Genomic DNA, 15983 nt, shown 5'->3' on the forward strand with positions numbered 1-15983 from the left:
CCGCACGGAGAAGACTTACTACAACAGTGCCCACAGGCATGGTTATGCGAAAGGTGTTGCGGAAGGGCGTGCAGAAGGGCGTGCAGAAGGGCGTGCAGAAGGGCGTGCAGAAGGTGCAGAGAAAGAAAAACGTGACACCCTCATACGCATGCATAAAGCCGGCACAAGCATAGACATCATGGCTATTGCGACAGGCTTGTCAGTTGAAGAAATAAAGCGGTTATTAAATATGTAGCCCATACACAATCTACAAATTGCGCCAATAGAATCTCCACAACGATTCCATTGGCGCAATGCTTTATAACGTTTACCTGAACAGCTTGGGGACAAACTCGGAGAGATATATCCTCCAGTTCTTCCAGATATGCCCGTCAGGGGATTCACGGTAGACATATTTGTACCCTTTGCCGTCAAGCAACTTGCGGTAGTCCACGTTTGCCTTATACAGGAAATCCTTGTCGCCGATGGCTATCCAATAGAGCTTTGGGGCTTTGGAGAACTGCCGGGCGAGCTTCTGTTCCATGTTGTCATATACAGGAGATGCCACACCTTTGTCCGGCATTATCACTGCTGAAAACATCCCTACATAGTCAAACATGTCAGGATATTCCTTTGAAATATGCAATGAATGGAATCCTCCCATCGAAAGACCGGCAATGGCACGGTGCGACTTATCTGCCTTTGTGCGGTAGTTGCTGTCAACGAACCGGACTATCTCGGGAAAAGAGGCCTCGAAAGAGCCGTCCATGGTCTTAGGCAACAGTATCGTCGGAGGAGTGAAACCCGTAGAGCCTTCGCCCGGAGCAGCCTCAAGGGCAGCGTTGCCGTTGGTCATCACGACAATCATCGGCTCTGCCTTGCCCTGTGCAATAAGATTGTCAAGGATTTGCGCAGCACGTCCGAGCTCTGTCCAGGCGTTCTCGTCGCCTCCCATGCCGTGAAGCAGATAGAAGACAGGATATGCCTTCTTCCCATCATTATAGCCTGCCGGAGTGTAGACCGTAAGACGGCGGTTCATGCCGAGGGAAGGACTGTTGTACCAGACCTTGCTCACCGTGCCGTGAGGAACATTGTTGATTTTGTACAAATCGGCATGACCTCCGTCGACAAGGAATATGTTTGTCAATGTGCCGGTGTCACGGATGACGAAAACATTCGTGGGGTCTGTGGTCTTCAATCCGTCGACAATGAACGAATAGCTGTACAGTTCGGGAGACAAAACGGAGGTCGTGAAGGTCCACATCCCTTTGTCGTCCTTGGTCAGCAGTGCGCTTCCCGGAGCTTCGTACTCACCGGAAGGTGTCTTGACCTTCTCCACCGGAAGGAAATCTCCTGTCACCTTGACTTCCTTGGCACCGGGAGCAACAAATCGGAAAGTCACTGTCTTGTCAGCATTGACTTCCGGAGACTTGAACTGGGGGACGCCCCAAATGGCCTGCTGCGCCATGGCACAAAGGCAGAGCATGGACATCGCCATGGCAATAACAATCTTTCTCATATCACTGGTTGGTTTTAGTCATCAAGTGCAAATTTACATATTATTCCTGAAAAACAACCACTTTCCCCTAAAAAACTTTTCGTCTCCCGAAGAAATCTTCTGAGGAAGAAAATTTGCTTTTTCAATTTCTTATTCGTATCTTTGCATTTAGAAACAAATCAAACTACAATAATATGACACTAAAATCATTAGCTTTATGCTCCCTCCTCGCCCTGCAGTCCGCAGGACTTGGCAGCCTTGCCACAGCACAGACATGCAAGGACGATTTCAAACGCGACCCTTATCTCGCCGGTTCCAACTACGTTGCTTATCCCGGACCAAAAGGTTCGCTGACACCTGCGCCAAAAGGCTACGAACCAGTCTATCTCAGCCACTACGGCAGACACGGCAGCCGGTACCACATAGGCACTGTATACACCAACACATACGCACTGCTGCAGCGAGCTGACTCTGCCAACGTGCTGACAGAAAAAGGAAAGACACTCATGCAGCAGGTCAAGATGCTTAAGGATGAGGCTGACGGACGCGACGGCGAACTGACGGAACTCGGCGCCCTGCAGCACAGACAGATTGCCGGGAGAATGTACCGCAACTTCCCGGAAATATTCGGCAAAAAAACTCATATCGACGCAAAATCGACAATCATCATACGCTGCATACTGTCCATGGAGAACGCACTGCTCCAACTGAAAGGCATGAACCCGCAGCTCGAAATCACACACGATGCGTCACACCACGACATGTACTACATGAACCAAAACGCCGACGATGTCTACAAATACAAAAAAGCTGCCATGGACTCCGTGGGGACAGCGTTCGAGAAGAGCCATACTCACCCTGAACGGCTCATGAAAGAACTGTTCTCCTCCGATACTTACTGGAGGGATTCCATCAACGCCAACTCTCTGATGCACAACATCTACAAGCTTGCCATGAACGTGCAAAGCTCCGAAATACGCCACAAACTGAACATGACAGGCTACTTCACACAACAGGAACTTTACGACCTCTGGCAGACAAAGAACGCATTCTGGTACCTCACCTACGGCCCGTCAAGCTACAGCCGGGGACTGCAGCCCTACTCACAGCGCAACCTCCTCGGCAAAATCATCAGCGAGGCGGACTCCTGCCTAATGCTTGACAACTGCGGCGCCACACTGCGCTACGGCCATGACACAATGGTCATGCCGCTCACCTGCCTCCTCGAACTTGACGACACCAACCGGGACATACTTGACCTCAGCACTCTTGCCGAGCAGGAATGGTGCGACTACCGCATATTCCCGATGGCATGCAACCTCCAGTTCATATTCTACCGCAGCAAAGGGGCAAAGGCAGGCACCAGTGACAAGGACAGCCGCAGCAAGGACATCCTCGTCAAAGTCCTGCGCAACGAGAACGAAGCGCGCCTGCCTGTCGCCACTGACACATGGCCCTACTACCGGTGGAGCGACGTGAAGGCTTATTATCTGAAGAAGCTCAACGACTTCAAGAAGGTTGTGTATTGACCCTGAATTCTTGAAAGGGCAGCCTGCAAAGCATGCAGCGGAATGCTTCAAGAAATTGAGACGCAAATGCGAACCGGGCATTCCGCTCCGGATGAAAAAACATTAATGGCAGCTGACATGTTTATTGTCAGCTGCCATTAACAATATAAAAGTTCTATGTGAATTGCGTCTTATTCTGTCATCTCCATATTTTCTTTGTCACAATTCTGCCATCAGCAGTACGTGACCTAACGATGACAAAGCCTTTAGCATCAGGAACGACACACTGTCCGGCAAGATTATAGACGGCAGACTGCACTGCCGCTGCGTCTGCACCGGATGACACATCAGAGATACCTGTTCCCAAATCATTGAACATTACAGCGATATTGTCTATACAGTTATACTGCGTAGGCAAACCGGACGTCTGTGATATACGGTACATTGCACCGGCAGGAAGATTGACAAGGTACTTCATGTGGACATGCTTGTTCTTCTGCACCTGTGTCTGCTGCTGTCCTTCCGTATTCCTCATGGCATTCCATGTGACACCTCCGTCGGCAGAATATTCAGTACGTATCATCACAGACACGGCGGTGGTGTTCCAGAAGTCAAACTCCAAGGTGTTCACACCTTTCTCAATGACGGACGACGCAAGATGTCCGCCACGCGCGATTCCGCAAGCCTTGTTGCCGGTGCCATAGTCTTCAGTGGCGGCAATGATACGTGCGCCGGTCATGTCCCATTTGCAGAACACGCCCTCCACGCCGGTCATGTCCGTCCCGGTCAGAGCCATGGACTCAAAGTCCTCGACATCGCTGTCAACTTCCTCACCGCCGACATTGAAGGAGACTATACCGCCATTCTCCCGGATACTGTTCAGCGAAAGAGGCGTAGGTGCTCCCGTCCATGACTTCAGGGAAGGAGAGGTCTCATTGTTTATCGCCATCACATTGCCAAGTCCCGGGAACGGGTCATAGGCACTTTCTGTTATCATACCGCCGGACATGCGGGGGTTGGCACGCACCATTTCAAAATAGTTGTGATTCGGATTACAGTTCACGGTATTGCTTGTCCATACGTATGTGCTTGTGGAATCGACACGGAAAATGAGCATGCCGCTGCCCGGAAGGTATGTGTCCCACTTGGTCTTCTGCCTGTTCTCCAGAATGAAATATTCCTTGGGGACAGACGAGTTGATGCGGTATGCCTCATTGCTCTCGTTCAAAGGCTCAAGCGAATAGCTGCCCTCCTCCGTAATGGTCTCAGGCTGCATGAAGCCTACGGAGTAGCGCTCGTAGGTCCCGTAGCCTGTCGGCGTGCGGCTGCTGTTGTTGTAGCCGCCGCCTGCCATGATGCTCCATACTCCCGGGTCGTTACTCTGGCCGTTGGCTGAATAGTCAGTGTCATAGAGGTCAGGCAGCCCGAGGACATGGCTGAACTCATGGCAGATGGTGCCTATGCCGTCAAGCGTCTTGCCGCCGTAAGCTTCAACATCACAGATTTCCGTACTGCAGGCATAGCGTCCCATGCGCACGCCGTCGTATGTGCGGTAAGGGTAGGCGTACGAACTGGCATACGGCCATATATAGCCCTCGTTATTACCGCCGACGTTGCTGCCGTAGCCGGCATATATGATGTAGAACATATCCACCACACCGTCACCGTCGGCATCATACTTGGAATAGTCAACCAGGCCGTTGGCGGTCTCAATGACATCGACGGCACACTGCCATCCGTTTGACGCACCTTGCGGATAGGTGTGGCTGCGGTTTATCTTTACGGGGCCTACCACATCAAACGACGGCTGGAACAGTCCCATGGAATTGTCACTGAAATAGTCACGGACGCTTCCGGTACATTCCACCCACTGCTGCGTATCCTGTGTATAGTATCCGCCGTAGTTCTCGTCATTCATCATGGAAGAGAAGAAATCTCTGGTGTCAGTACGCGTAAACGACAGGTCGTTCCACTCGACGAGAATCACCAGTCCGCGGAAATTACTGTAGTCATACTTTCCCTCTTTCTGCGGCTCTCCGGCCGTCGCAGGAGATTTCCACAGGCTGCGGGCACGATTCATTTTCTGCTCCCCTTCATACGTGATGTCGGCACGCAGCATCTTCGCATGGGATGAAAGGAAAGCATTCTCGTCAGCCGCACGGTATGACATGTCGTGGGCGGTAATTCCCGACGGCACGAGCATTCCCTGCTCCTTTACGGCATACTGGTAGCCGGCGGATGTCTTTACCACGGTGTAATTGTCGGATGTTGTCGTGACATGGGAGAACTCATCCCCGTGGAGAACGAGGGTCACCGTCGTTCCGTCCGGCTGACGGAACATGACCTTGCCTGGCTTTGCCGGTATGGCATGGGATGCCGTAATGACCATAAGCAGGCATAGAATTGATAATAGATGTTTTTTCATGGATTTCCTAAAACACAAAAAACTGTGTACCGGGAAGCGTATGCCGCCGACACACATTAATCCTTAATAATAACAATAAATGATGACAGGCAACGGAAAGCTGTATGTACCCGGGATTTGCAAAAGACCACCGCTTACATGTAAGGATATCTCTCCATGATGCCCGAAAGCACAACAAGACGGACAAAGTCTTTTAAATAAATGATACTTCTAAAATATCAAGGATGATACTGTGCATCAAAAGTACTCCCCCGGATTACCCGCGCTGACATTAACGGCAGATATTCATTTTAATGATACAGGGACTTACCCATGCCACTGTCTGCATGGCGGACGTTCCGTTTACCGGCAGTCCGGACAGACATTGGCAGGAATAAGTCCCTGCGCTTTCTTATGCGGGTACATTTGTCATGTCACCCAATCTGTTCATTCCGTATATTTTATTTCTTGATATACTTCTTGCCGTCGCGGATAAGCAGACCCTTTGACTCCATGCGGTTAACCTGCTGGCCCATGAGGTTGTAAGTCTTGCTGTTCTTCACGCGCTCCTCAAGAGTTGTGGAGACATTGTCAATGCCTGTGCCGTTGCCGCCAAGCAGATAGTTGCCCTCGTTGAGAGTGATTGTCATGTCGTCTGCGTAATAATTCAGAGCGTAGCCTTGACCTTCTGCGTCCCACAGACTGTTCAAACGTGTATACTCTGTAATGGTGATGGTATTGCCGGAGATTGTACCTGCTGTAGTTTCCTTTTCATTGTTGGATACCATTTTGTCACCCTCCAAATCAACACCGTAAACGCAGAGATAAGCACCGTAAGTTTCGATTTCTTCAGGAGTTTGAAGGCCAATCTCCATCATTGGCTGACCCATAGGAACAGACACAGTGCCGTCCTCATTGACATCAATGGCCAGACAGCCCATGCCCAGATAGCCGTACACGTTTACAGAATACTCCAGATCCTCAATGGATATAGGATGGGTGAATTTCGTCCATACGTTATTAGTACTGCGGCCTTTTTCCACTCCTGCCTGTACACCATTAACCGGCATGAAACGTACATCTGCGAACCATGTCCATGTCCTGCCTTCGAAATCAGAAGGTTTGTTAGAACTTCCCACAGCAGGTGTGAACTTAGAAATCTGCACGAAATAGCCGACCTGGTCACACATGATGTTTCCCTGGTCATCTACTGTGAAAGAGAGATCATCTGTAATGCTTAATTGACCGTTTTCAAGATCAAGTTCTGAAAGGCCGCACATTTTAAGTTCGAAAGTACCACGGCTGTCTGTAACAGAGCCGCACTCCTGAACACCAACGTTTATGACACCTGTTGCTGAGTCATAAGTACCTGTTGCTGTCATGCCCTTTCCAAGTTCCATCTTCACGTTTGCTCCATCGATGGATATAGTTACAGGGGCGCACTCTATCATTTCGCCATAATTGTTGTTAGCCTGTGTGTAGTTTCCAGCCAAAGCGTCTACAGCAGGAGCTGCTGCTACAGCACTGTTAAGGTTCATTCCTTCTGCCACCATGCTGGCATTCTGCACGCTGCGTGTTGCAAGTTTCTCCATGGAGACAGTCTTTGTCTGTGCACTTGCGGTCATTGCTGCTACAGCAACACCTACGAAAAGTAAAAATCTCTTCATAATAAAAATAAATTAGATGAGTAAATATTGAAAATTAGTTATATCAAGACTTCCGCAAGTCCTCATGCCCTGCAGGCATGAGGCTTGTGGAAGAAGTGTCTTATTCCTTGTCCAGGTCGTCAAGGTCGCCGTATGGATAGAGAACCTGCTCAGCCCAGAGCTTTATCACGTTTGTAGGTTCGTCCTTGTCCGTAAGGAGTATGTAGGTAGGATGACGCTCATCATCGGATGTGACGACGAAAGTGCGTTTGGATGATACTGTTTTGCCTACGAACGGTAAGAGTGCGTCCTTCAGTCCCAGTTTGTTGTAGAACTCCTTGCCGGCCTTGTTATTGCTCAGAGTATTGCACTTCAGTGTGATTTCATTGCCGTCACTGCCGCTTACCTCACCGAGAGTCAGACCATAGTAAGCATAGTCACGGGTTGTCTGCAGATGGATGCCCCACTTTTTCTGGAATATGCCGATAAGTGCCCATACCATACGCTCGCGGGTATTGTTAGGGCCTGTGGTCGCAAGCTTGTCAAGCATAGTGTTCCAGCAAGGCTGTGCGAAAGTGCCGAGGTCGGCGTAGTTGACGAACCACATGCCGGTCTCCAGAAGTTCCTTCTTTGTAGGAACGTATGTCCACAGTTTTGCATTGACGGTGGACTCTGTCTCGAAGTAGTCGTCATTTGCCCCGGCCTTTATTGCGCTTATCTCGTTACCGTCAACAGTGACAGGCTTGTAGAACTTATAACCCTCAGTAGTGATGATGAACGGAGCGGCAACCTCTGTATACTCGTTGTCGTCATCATAGTAGGCGAAGCGCAGGCGGCGGTAGGAGGTCACGGCAGAGATGTCCCTTGTGGAACCCTCAATCTCAAGTTTGTAAGAACGTGAGTCCATATGATTCTTTATGCGTATAACCTCCGTGATATATTCCTCTGCGGTCTGCCCGGCAGGCATAGGGTACATCAGGATGCGCGCTCCATGTTTCTTGCCGCTCAGCTCAATCTTCTCAGGAGTGGCTGAGATAACGCGGAACTCAAGGTCGCCGCCCATGCCGTCGGCAGGCTCTCCGTAGTCGGCATTGTTAGGCTCGGAGAAGTAATGGAACACCTCGTTATACTCATCAAAGGAGAGGAGAACGCCTTGGCTCTGCTCCACCTTGTAGTGGGAAGAAGCGGTGACAGCCTTGCCGTCGGCACCGATTCCGGCATTATGCGATGCTCCCGCCTTCTCGCCGGCAACAGTCACCTTGTCGTCCTTGAACTGCATGAACACGTTATAGCCGCCGTAGGTGGTGGAGCCGTAGTATTCCATGCGCCAGCCGTTCTCGGCTGACTCAAGTATCTGCTTTGTCTTTGCTATTTCACCCTTTATGCGGTCAGAAGCACTTTCGCTGAACTTCTCGTCCACCTCAGGCGTACATGCTGCCAGGAAAAATACTCCCAAAAGCAGTGAAATGATGCTATATAAGTTCTTTTTCATTGTCCTGGTTTAGTTAAGTGAATGTAAGTCAAGATGCTCCGCTTCGGCAGAACGTCTCAGTACGATGGTGCGGAGCTTGTCGATGTCAATGCCCCAGCTCTGGTAGAAATACTCGCGTACGATGGAGAGCTTGTTCTCGATTATGGCCGCACCTTCCGCGCCGGCATTGTCAATAATCTTGTTCCAGCCTTCCTGCGACATTGTTATGTATGTTGAGTAAACCTCGGCAAAGTCCTCGTTATATTCGCCACTGGCGTAGCCGGTCACGAAGCCTTCCTTTGCAGAATCGATGTCCTTGACGTTTACCCAGTCAGTAGAGTGGTATCTGCCGGCGCTGATTGCCCGGAAGTCTGTAGGATAGTCCTTCTTCTGCGTCAGGATGTGGCAGAACTCATGGTGCATGGTATGGAAGAACCAGTGGTTCAGGTCAAGCGGTACGGCACCCTTGTTGGCATACGGGTCGGTAGTGTTCACGCGGGGATTGTCAAGGTCAAGGAAGTTCACGCCGTAGAGCATCACCTTCAGACCGCCCTCGGCAGTACCGAGCACCTGAGAACCGTTGCCGTTCCATTCGTATGAGCCGATGAGCTGTATGGTGCGCGGGGTGTATGTCTTGATGAATTCCTCACTTACAGCCTCTGCGTAGGTGTCCACCCACATGTGCTTGACAAGCTTTGCCAGTCCCTTGGACTTGTCGAAGTCAGCAGGAACCACATTATATGACTGGTCGGTTTCCTTGTCATTGTAGAGATACTGGAGACGGATATTGTACGGTTCGGTATAATTCTTCATTATCCACTCGTCAAACTCTATATACTCAGGACTCTTTGCCTCATCATTTCCGTCCACTGTGGAGAAGATGCTGTTAGGGTCGAGGTCGTCTTCCGAGCAGCTTGTCAATGCGCTTGAAGCGGCAAGGAGAAGCATGAAGCCAAAATATTTTATTTTCATAATAGCTTACTGTTTATTCGTTATTGTCATCTGTACTTGTATCTGAGCCTGCATTGCCTCCGGCGTTACGCGGGTTAGGCGTAACTCCGGCATTCATCACATCGGAAGGAATCTGCACGGCGCCGCGGAGGTCGCCCGGCAGGAAGACAACGGCATCCTCGCCGCTAAGGGCATGTGAGAAGCTGATGCCGTAGCGCTTGATGTCCATGAAGCGTGTGCCGTGGGAAACGCCGTCGATACGGCGCATGTGCAGAATCATCTGCAGAAGGTTCTCCTGTGTGCCTGCTTCCACCACGAATCCCTGCGGATGGAACTCCTTGCGGATAGAGCGGTCGCGCCATCCCTCAGGATTTGCAGGAGCATAGTCAAGGGCTTCATAGAAACTGTTCAGGCTTGCAGCTGTGAGCGTAGGGCGGGCAAGGCTTCCTTCCTCCTCCCTGCAATGGCTCTTGACCCAGTCATTCATGTCGGCAAGAGCTCCGTCATAGTCATGGAGCATGGTCTTTGCCTCGGCACGGCAGAGGAGTGTCTCCTCGCAGGTGAACACTACATCGACAGTGTGAGAATATCCGATGCCGGATACCTTGTCTGTATATTCAAACATGTAAGGCAGTGTCGGAACATATACTCCCTGGTTTGAGCCATAGCATATCTTGGCGAAATAGAGTGTGTTGTTGCTTGAGCCTTGTCCCCAAGGAGCACCTGCCCAGATTGTCTCGTAGCTGCATATTGTCTGGTTGTGGCGGAAACGGTTTGACGTGCTAAACAGGCCGCAATAGACCGATGCCTGGGAATAGGCAGAGAGAATCAGGAGATTGGTGGACTGCGAGCTGTTGATGTAGCTGTTCCACATGTCATCTACACCTGCAAGGAGGCTGAACGCGTCATATTTGCGCAATACATTGGCAGGAATCTCGCCAAGCACCTTGTCCGCATAGTCCACACACTTCTGGTAGTTCATGTAGAACAGGTTGAAGCGGGCTGCGAAAGCGTAAGCCGCCTTTACGTTGAAATGATATTTCGGTGCGGAATAGTTGTCGGAGACATCAGGGAGAGCCTCTTCGATATCTTTGTTTATCTGCGCATACAGTTCGCGCAAAGTGCCGCGCTCGTGTGCTTCTGTAATGTCGGTGACGACATGAGTAGGATAGTACAGGCCGAGATATTCGTCTGCCTTCTCAGGATTATAAGCCATGCAGAAGGTGTTCGCCAGAGTGAACATGCTGTATGCACGAATCAGCTTGGCCTCGGCGATGCTTGCCTTCAGCGAAGCAGGATTGCCTGCTTTCTCTGCCGCATCGAGAGCCTGGTTGGCGACAGCCACAGACTGATACAGTTTGTTCCACAACTGATAAGGAGAGTCGTTACCGGTTTCGGTCACATCCTTGAAACGGTACAGTTCCTCCATCGTAAGTGTGGAGCTGTACTGCTTGCCGTTGTCCGTTACATTATCTGTCAGCATCTCATTTATGAGAATAGGCGTTGCCGAAGGATATGCCGACACCAGCAGTGAAGGAATCTTTGTCTCGGGGTCTGTTGTCAGTTCAGCGCGGTCGTCCGGATTCTTGTCAAGGAAATCATCACAGGAAGACATTGCCAGGACTGCCAATAGTGAGAAAGCTATGTATTTGAAATTTTTCATATCTTGTATTCGTATTTATAAATTAATTCACTTATTAGATGCCGAGACGCAGTGTGAACGTAAACTGACGTGCCATAGGGACTGCCACACCGCCGGAATTGAAGAACTCCGGATCCTGACCATTGAGTTTCTTGTCAGAATAGAGCAAGAAGAGGTTAGTACCCTGAAGCTTCACGCTTGCACTGCTTAGTCCGACATGCTTGATGAGATTTGCCGGGAAGTCGTATGCCAGTGATATTTCCTTCATACGGATAAAGTCACCTTTTGCGGTACGTGCGGTAGAGCGGTTGTATGCGTTGTATGCATAGCTCAGATGGCTGTCGGTCTGCAGCTGGCGCAGGTCGGCAATTGCCGGGATGTCAGTTATCAGTTCGTCACCCGATGTCACCCAGCGGTTGATGAATTCCTTTGGCATCGCGGTAAGGTCAGAGTAAGACGCTGCGAATGTAGGGTCAAGACGTACGACATTACCGAAGGAATATGTCATGAACACATTGAGATGCCAGTTCTTATACTGGAAAGTATTGCCGAAAGAGCCTGTGACGGTAGGATCTGTCGGTCCTTCATACACAAGATGGTCGGTTATGTAAGACTGGAAGTCAAGGTTGCTTGTCACAACCTCCCCCTTCTCATTGACAAAGGTCGGGATACCATTATTGTTCAGTCCCTGGAAATCAAGAGAGAAGAGCGCGCGGTACGGATAGCCCTCCATGGTGAAGCCGTTACCTGCGACAAGGTCAATGACACGGTTGCGTGAGTCAAGTTTTGTAACTTCACTCTTTGTGTGAGAGAAGATGAAGTCCGTGTTCCACTTAAAGTTCTTTGTAACAATGTTCTTTGTACTGATGGTCAGTTCCTCACCGCTTGACTTCATGTTGGCAACGTTCGCAAAATTGACAATGGAGCCGTTGCTGGCATCGCCGCGGATAGGGCCGATGAGGTCGTAGTTGTTACGTGTGTACCAGTCGAAAGAAACACCGATGCGGTTGTTGAGGAAACCGAGGTCGAAACCGAGGTTAAACTCGTGCTTCTTCTCGTATGTCAGGTCAGGGTTGGCGAAGTCATAGACCTCAAGTCCTGACTCCTTGTCACCCGTGAACGGACGCCATGGGTTGTAAGCCTGGATGATTACCTGTGAGTTTGTCACCGCCGGCTTGTCACCTGTCAGAGAATATGATGCCTTGAGTGTGGCGTGGGAGAGCACACTCTGCTTGCTGAACCAAGATTCCTCATGGGCATTCCATGCACCGGAGATGTTCCATGTAGGCAGCCAGCGCGCACTTCTTGACTTGCCAAGGCGGTTGGAGCCCTCATAGCGCATGGTCCCGTTAATTGTATAACGCCCCTTCCATGAGTATGTAGCAGTACCGAAGAATGAAGCCTCACGGCTGTAGCCGTTGTTCAGTGAGTAGTACATGGAGTTCTCTTCACTTGCCTGCTTGAAGAAAGCATAATCGTAGCTTCCGAGCATGCCCATGTCATACTGCATGCCAACACCGTTGAAGTAACTGCGGCTGCGTTCAGCGTTGTTCACCTCCATACCGCCGTAGAGATTCAGGATATGGTCTTCGTTGTAAACGTCATTATAGCTTGCTGTGGCACGGAAGTCCCAGCTGTTCATCTTGTATTTTGTCTCACGGTAGAAGCCACCCTTAGGAAGAACAATCTCCGGCAGTGAATTGGCGTAGTCAGGGTCTGTATAGAGCCATGGGTTCTTGTCGCGGATAAATGCATCGTCCATTGCGCGGAACGCCATGGCCTGGTTTGACTTCTCCGTGATACGGTGAGCCTGTGTCGTGGTAGAGAACTTATAGGCAGCAATTGCCGACAGCTCCACCTTGGTGATAGGCTTGTATTTCAGCTCAGCCTGGAACTTGAGGTCAACGACATCAAGATCCATGTAGTTGTTGTTAAGCTCGTTGTGGATGTTGAACGGAGCAAAATTCCTCAAATAGAAAACATCAGGGTCAAGAGTACGTGAGGAGTTGATTGCGTATGAGTACGGGTTAATGTCAAAGTCACGTGTCACGGCACCTGAGACGGGGTCTGTCTGCTGGTTGGCTGTACCAGGAGCTTCCTGCTTACGGTAACTTGCGTTGCCGATAAGATTAAGACTTACCCTTTTGTTAAGATTGTACAGAGCATTGATATTTGATGTGTAACGCTGCACGGAGCTTTTCTTGGACCATCCCGGATCATCCATGATACTGAACGACGCATAGTACTGAGCCTTATCCGTACCTGACGACATGCTTATGGAGTGGTTCATTGAGATGGAGTTGGAGAAAAGCTCGTCAAACCAGTTCGTGTTACGGTATTCCGCAGCCTGAAGATACTGGTTCATGGCCTCTGGAGTATTCGGAAGTGCAAAGCCTCCGAGCACAGGATTATAGTCATTCATCAGATGGTACATCTTTCCGAACACACCACTGTTTGACGCACGGTAAGAGTCCATGAAAGAGAAGAAGCCTGCATTGTACATCTCCCTGTACACAGACATCTGCTCCTGAGAGTTCATGATGTTGAACTGACTGTAGCTTGGCTTGAGGCGCATTGTATACTCGCCTGTATAGCTAATCTTGGAAGAACCGGCACGGCCCTTCTTGGTAGTAACGACAATGACACCGGACATGGCACGCGCACCATAGATGGAAGTAGCGGAACCGTCTTTCAGAATCTGGAAAGTCTCAATGTCATCAGCATTAAGTCCTGCTATGGCACTTGAGATGAGAGTCGCTGCGTCACCGGAAGAAAGGGCGTCAGCGTCAACTTCTGTCACGTCTTCCATAATCACGCCGTCGACAACCCACAGCGGCTTTGACGAACCGTAGATGGAAGTTGCGCCACGGACACGGATTTTCGGAGCAGTACCGAAAGTACCTGAGACATTCTGCACACTGACACCGGCAGCACGGCCTTCGAGCGAACGGCTGATGTCAGCCACACCGTCGAGCTTTGCCTTGTCAGCATCCACCTTTGTCGCAGCACCGGTAAAGAGACGCTTGTCCATCTTCTGCATACCTGTCACAACGACTTCGTCGATGGTAGTGTTGTCTGGTGTCATTGTGACAACCATATTCTGCTTTACAGCAAGAGTGACAGACTGCATGCCGATATAACTGAACGTCAGTTTCTTTCCGGCAGGAACCTCAATCGTAAATTTACCATTAATGTCTGTCACGACACCTTTCTTGGTGCCTGTAACCATCACAGAGGCACCAATGATAGGCTCTTCAGTACCGTCTTCAACGACGACACCTGTAACCTTTGTCTGTGCCAGTGCCATTCCTATGCAAAGGAACATGGTGGCAAGAATTAAAGTAAGTTTTCTTTTCATAAATAAAATATTTGTCAAATAATATGTCATTTTTCTAACGGAAACCATGACTACAGGCACGGCATGCCATGATACCATATATATAATAAAATATGTATAACATGCTCTTCTCGGGCAAGAGGAGCATAACCTTTTCCACCGTACTTGATGCAAAGTTAACAATATTTTTACAAATAAATGTATTTCTTGCATAAATATTGCGCATGTACCCCGCCTTTCCTTTACATAAATCAAGTGCGCGTTACAAAATATTAATATCCCACTATAAAAGCGTACGAAAATGTTACAATTTATTGCTATAATCAAGCAAAAATTTTGAGATTGGTGTTTTTCTACAACCAATGCGTGACAGATGTATAGCTATTCATGTAAAAGTAACATTTTGTTAAGTGAAATGCACCCTTTTGTTGAGCAAAAGATTATCCTGCAACTAACAAAACGTCACCTTGATAACGAAAAAGGCTGTCAGCGGCACATGGCGTCCGCAACTGTGTTTGCCACGGCAATACTGTCACGCCTCATCTCGGTGTCAGGAATGCGTGCAAGATAAATTTCAGTTGTCTTGATGTTGTTATGCCCGAGAGCCTGCGAGATATGATGCAGGCTTACTCCTGAGACGCTTGCAAGAGATGCCCATGTATGCCGGGCCACGTAGGACGTTATGTCTTCCGGTAACCCGGCGGAGGCAGAGAGGCGGTGCAGGGCACGGTTGTAGCGTGTGAGGCAGTTGTGGTATTCCTGCCATCCGCTGTCAGCGGAGGACAGTATGGGGAAGAGCAGCCCGCTGGGCGCTGTGCTTTCGTAGCGTAAGATTATCTCGCGCATCTCCGGAAGCAAGGGTACGGTGATGCGCTGTGATGTCTTCCGGCGGCAGTAGATTATGCTGTCGCCGACGATGTTGTCCGGTGACAGCCGTGCAAGGTCAGCGAACGGGATGCCGAGTCCGAGGAATGAGAAGAGGAACACGTCGTACCACAGGCGCAGTGGGGATGCCGGAAGTGGTGCGTTGGCTGCGAACTGAGCCATCAACGCAGCACTCAATGCACGTTTTCGTGTCTTTTCGTTGCCTGTGAACACGTTTGAGAAAGGGTTGCCTATACCAGGAAACGCCCTTCGGTATATAGAACGCAGGGAACGTATGTAGCACGACGAGGAGTTGCGCCTTATGCCTTTCTGCGCAAGCCATTGTTGGTATGCTGCCATTGTATCAGCTGTCATAGGTGCATTTCTGCCGTTATCGTGGCAGAAAGCCATGAGTGAGCGTAGTGCGGTGTTGTAGTTGATAAGTGTGGATTTGCTTACAGTGGCAGAAAGGTCACTGACAATGTCATGTGCTGAGGAGAGAAACTGACCGGTTGTGGGTGTTTCGGCACGGCGTTTCTTTTTCTTTCCGAAAGAGAAACGCAATGAGAAGTCAAAGGTTACCATGTTGTTTTGTGTAAGTTGATGAATATGTTGCACGTATTTCTTTGCCTTTGAAATTCCAAAGATAATAAAGATGCGTTGATTGCAGAGCCAAACTCTGA

9 protein-coding genes and 1 pseudogene are annotated in these 15983 nt (G+C 49.8%); 2 read left to right on the forward strand and 8 right to left on the reverse strand.

The window, feature by feature from the left end; all coding sequences use genetic code 11:
- Positions 1–235 (forward strand): annotated as a pseudogene (locus tag E5358_RS15055) (Rpn family recombination-promoting nuclease/putative transposase); the annotation flags it as partial.
- Positions 236–307: 72 nt separating this feature from the next.
- Here the strand turns inward: E5358_RS15055 and E5358_RS03945 are convergent.
- On the reverse strand, positions 308–1498 hold the full coding sequence (locus tag E5358_RS03945; RefSeq protein WP_135938989.1) for an esterase: 1191 nt from the start codon (positions 1496–1498) through the stop codon (positions 308–310).
- A gap of 173 nt (positions 1499–1671) precedes the next feature.
- Between E5358_RS03945 and E5358_RS03950 the strand changes: the two genes are divergently transcribed.
- Positions 1672–3006 (forward strand): histidine phosphatase family protein, encoded by a 1335-nt coding sequence (locus E5358_RS03950; RefSeq protein WP_168354575.1) that lies wholly within the window; start codon positions 1672–1674, stop codon positions 3004–3006.
- 178 nt (positions 3007–3184) lie between these two features.
- Here the strand turns inward: E5358_RS03950 and E5358_RS03955 are convergent, their stop codons facing one another.
- The 7 genes from E5358_RS03955 to E5358_RS03985 form a co-directional block, all read right to left on the reverse strand.
- Entirely contained in the window at positions 3185–5410 is a 2226-nt protein-coding gene (locus E5358_RS03955; protein ID WP_168354576.1) for a M6 family metalloprotease domain-containing protein, read from the reverse strand.
- 440 nt (positions 5411–5850) lie between these two features.
- A complete protein-coding gene (locus E5358_RS03960) occupies positions 5851–7056 on the reverse strand; it encodes a hypothetical protein (RefSeq protein ID WP_135938991.1) in 1206 nt (401 codons plus the stop codon).
- Positions 7057–7156: 100 nt separating this feature from the next.
- Positions 7157–8527 (reverse strand): DUF4302 domain-containing protein, encoded by a 1371-nt coding sequence (locus E5358_RS03965; protein WP_135938992.1) that lies wholly within the window; start codon positions 8525–8527, stop codon positions 7157–7159.
- A gap of 9 nt (positions 8528–8536) precedes the next feature.
- Complete coding sequence (locus E5358_RS03970) at positions 8537–9478, reverse strand: zinc-binding metallopeptidase (protein ID WP_135938993.1); 942 nt, start codon at positions 9476–9478, stop codon at positions 8537–8539.
- A 13-nt stretch (positions 9479–9491) separates the two neighbouring features.
- Positions 9492–11120, reverse strand: a complete 1629-nt coding sequence (locus E5358_RS03975) for a RagB/SusD family nutrient uptake outer membrane protein (RefSeq protein ID WP_135938994.1) — start codon at positions 11118–11120, stop codon at positions 9492–9494.
- Between the two features lie 34 nt (positions 11121–11154).
- Positions 11155–14457, reverse strand: coding sequence for a SusC/RagA family TonB-linked outer membrane protein (locus tag E5358_RS03980; protein WP_135938995.1), 3303 nt, complete (start codon positions 14455–14457; stop codon positions 11155–11157).
- A gap of 465 nt (positions 14458–14922) precedes the next feature.
- On the reverse strand, positions 14923–15885 hold the full coding sequence (locus tag E5358_RS03985) for a tyrosine-type recombinase/integrase (protein WP_135938996.1): 963 nt from the start codon (positions 15883–15885) through the stop codon (positions 14923–14925).
- Positions 15886–15983 lie beyond the last annotated feature (98 nt).

The sequence above is a fragment of the Palleniella muris genome (assembly GCF_004792655.1).
Lineage (GTDB): Bacteria > Bacteroidota > Bacteroidia > Bacteroidales > Bacteroidaceae > Prevotella > Prevotella muris_A.

Bases quoted from the DNA above. Each gene is read 5' to 3' on its own strand.
- E5358_RS03955 (WP_168354576.1), bottom strand. From the start codon at position 5,410: ATGAAAAAACATCTATTATCAATTCTATGCCTGCTTATGGTCATTACG.
- E5358_RS03945 (WP_135938989.1), bottom strand. From the start codon at position 1,498: ATGAGAAAGATTGTTATTGCCATGGCGATGTCCATGCTCTGCCTTTGT.
- E5358_RS03975 (WP_135938994.1), bottom strand. From the start codon at position 11,120: ATGAAAAATTTCAAATACATAGCTTTCTCACTATTGGCAGTCCTGGCA.
- E5358_RS03985 (WP_135938996.1), bottom strand. From the start codon at position 15,885: ATGGTAACCTTTGACTTCTCATTGCGTTTCTCTTTCGGAAAGAAAAAG.
- E5358_RS03950 (WP_168354575.1), top strand. From the start codon at position 1,672: ATGACACTAAAATCATTAGCTTTATGCTCCCTCCTCGCCCTGCAGTCC.
- E5358_RS03980 (WP_135938995.1), bottom strand. From the start codon at position 14,457: ATGAAAAGAAAACTTACTTTAATTCTTGCCACCATGTTCCTTTGCATA.
- E5358_RS03960 (WP_135938991.1), bottom strand. From the start codon at position 7,056: ATGAAGAGATTTTTACTTTTCGTAGGTGTTGCTGTAGCAGCAATGACC.
- E5358_RS03970 (WP_135938993.1), bottom strand. From the start codon at position 9,478: ATGAAAATAAAATATTTTGGCTTCATGCTTCTCCTTGCCGCTTCAAGC.
- E5358_RS03965 (WP_135938992.1), bottom strand. From the start codon at position 8,527: ATGAAAAAGAACTTATATAGCATCATTTCACTGCTTTTGGGAGTATTT.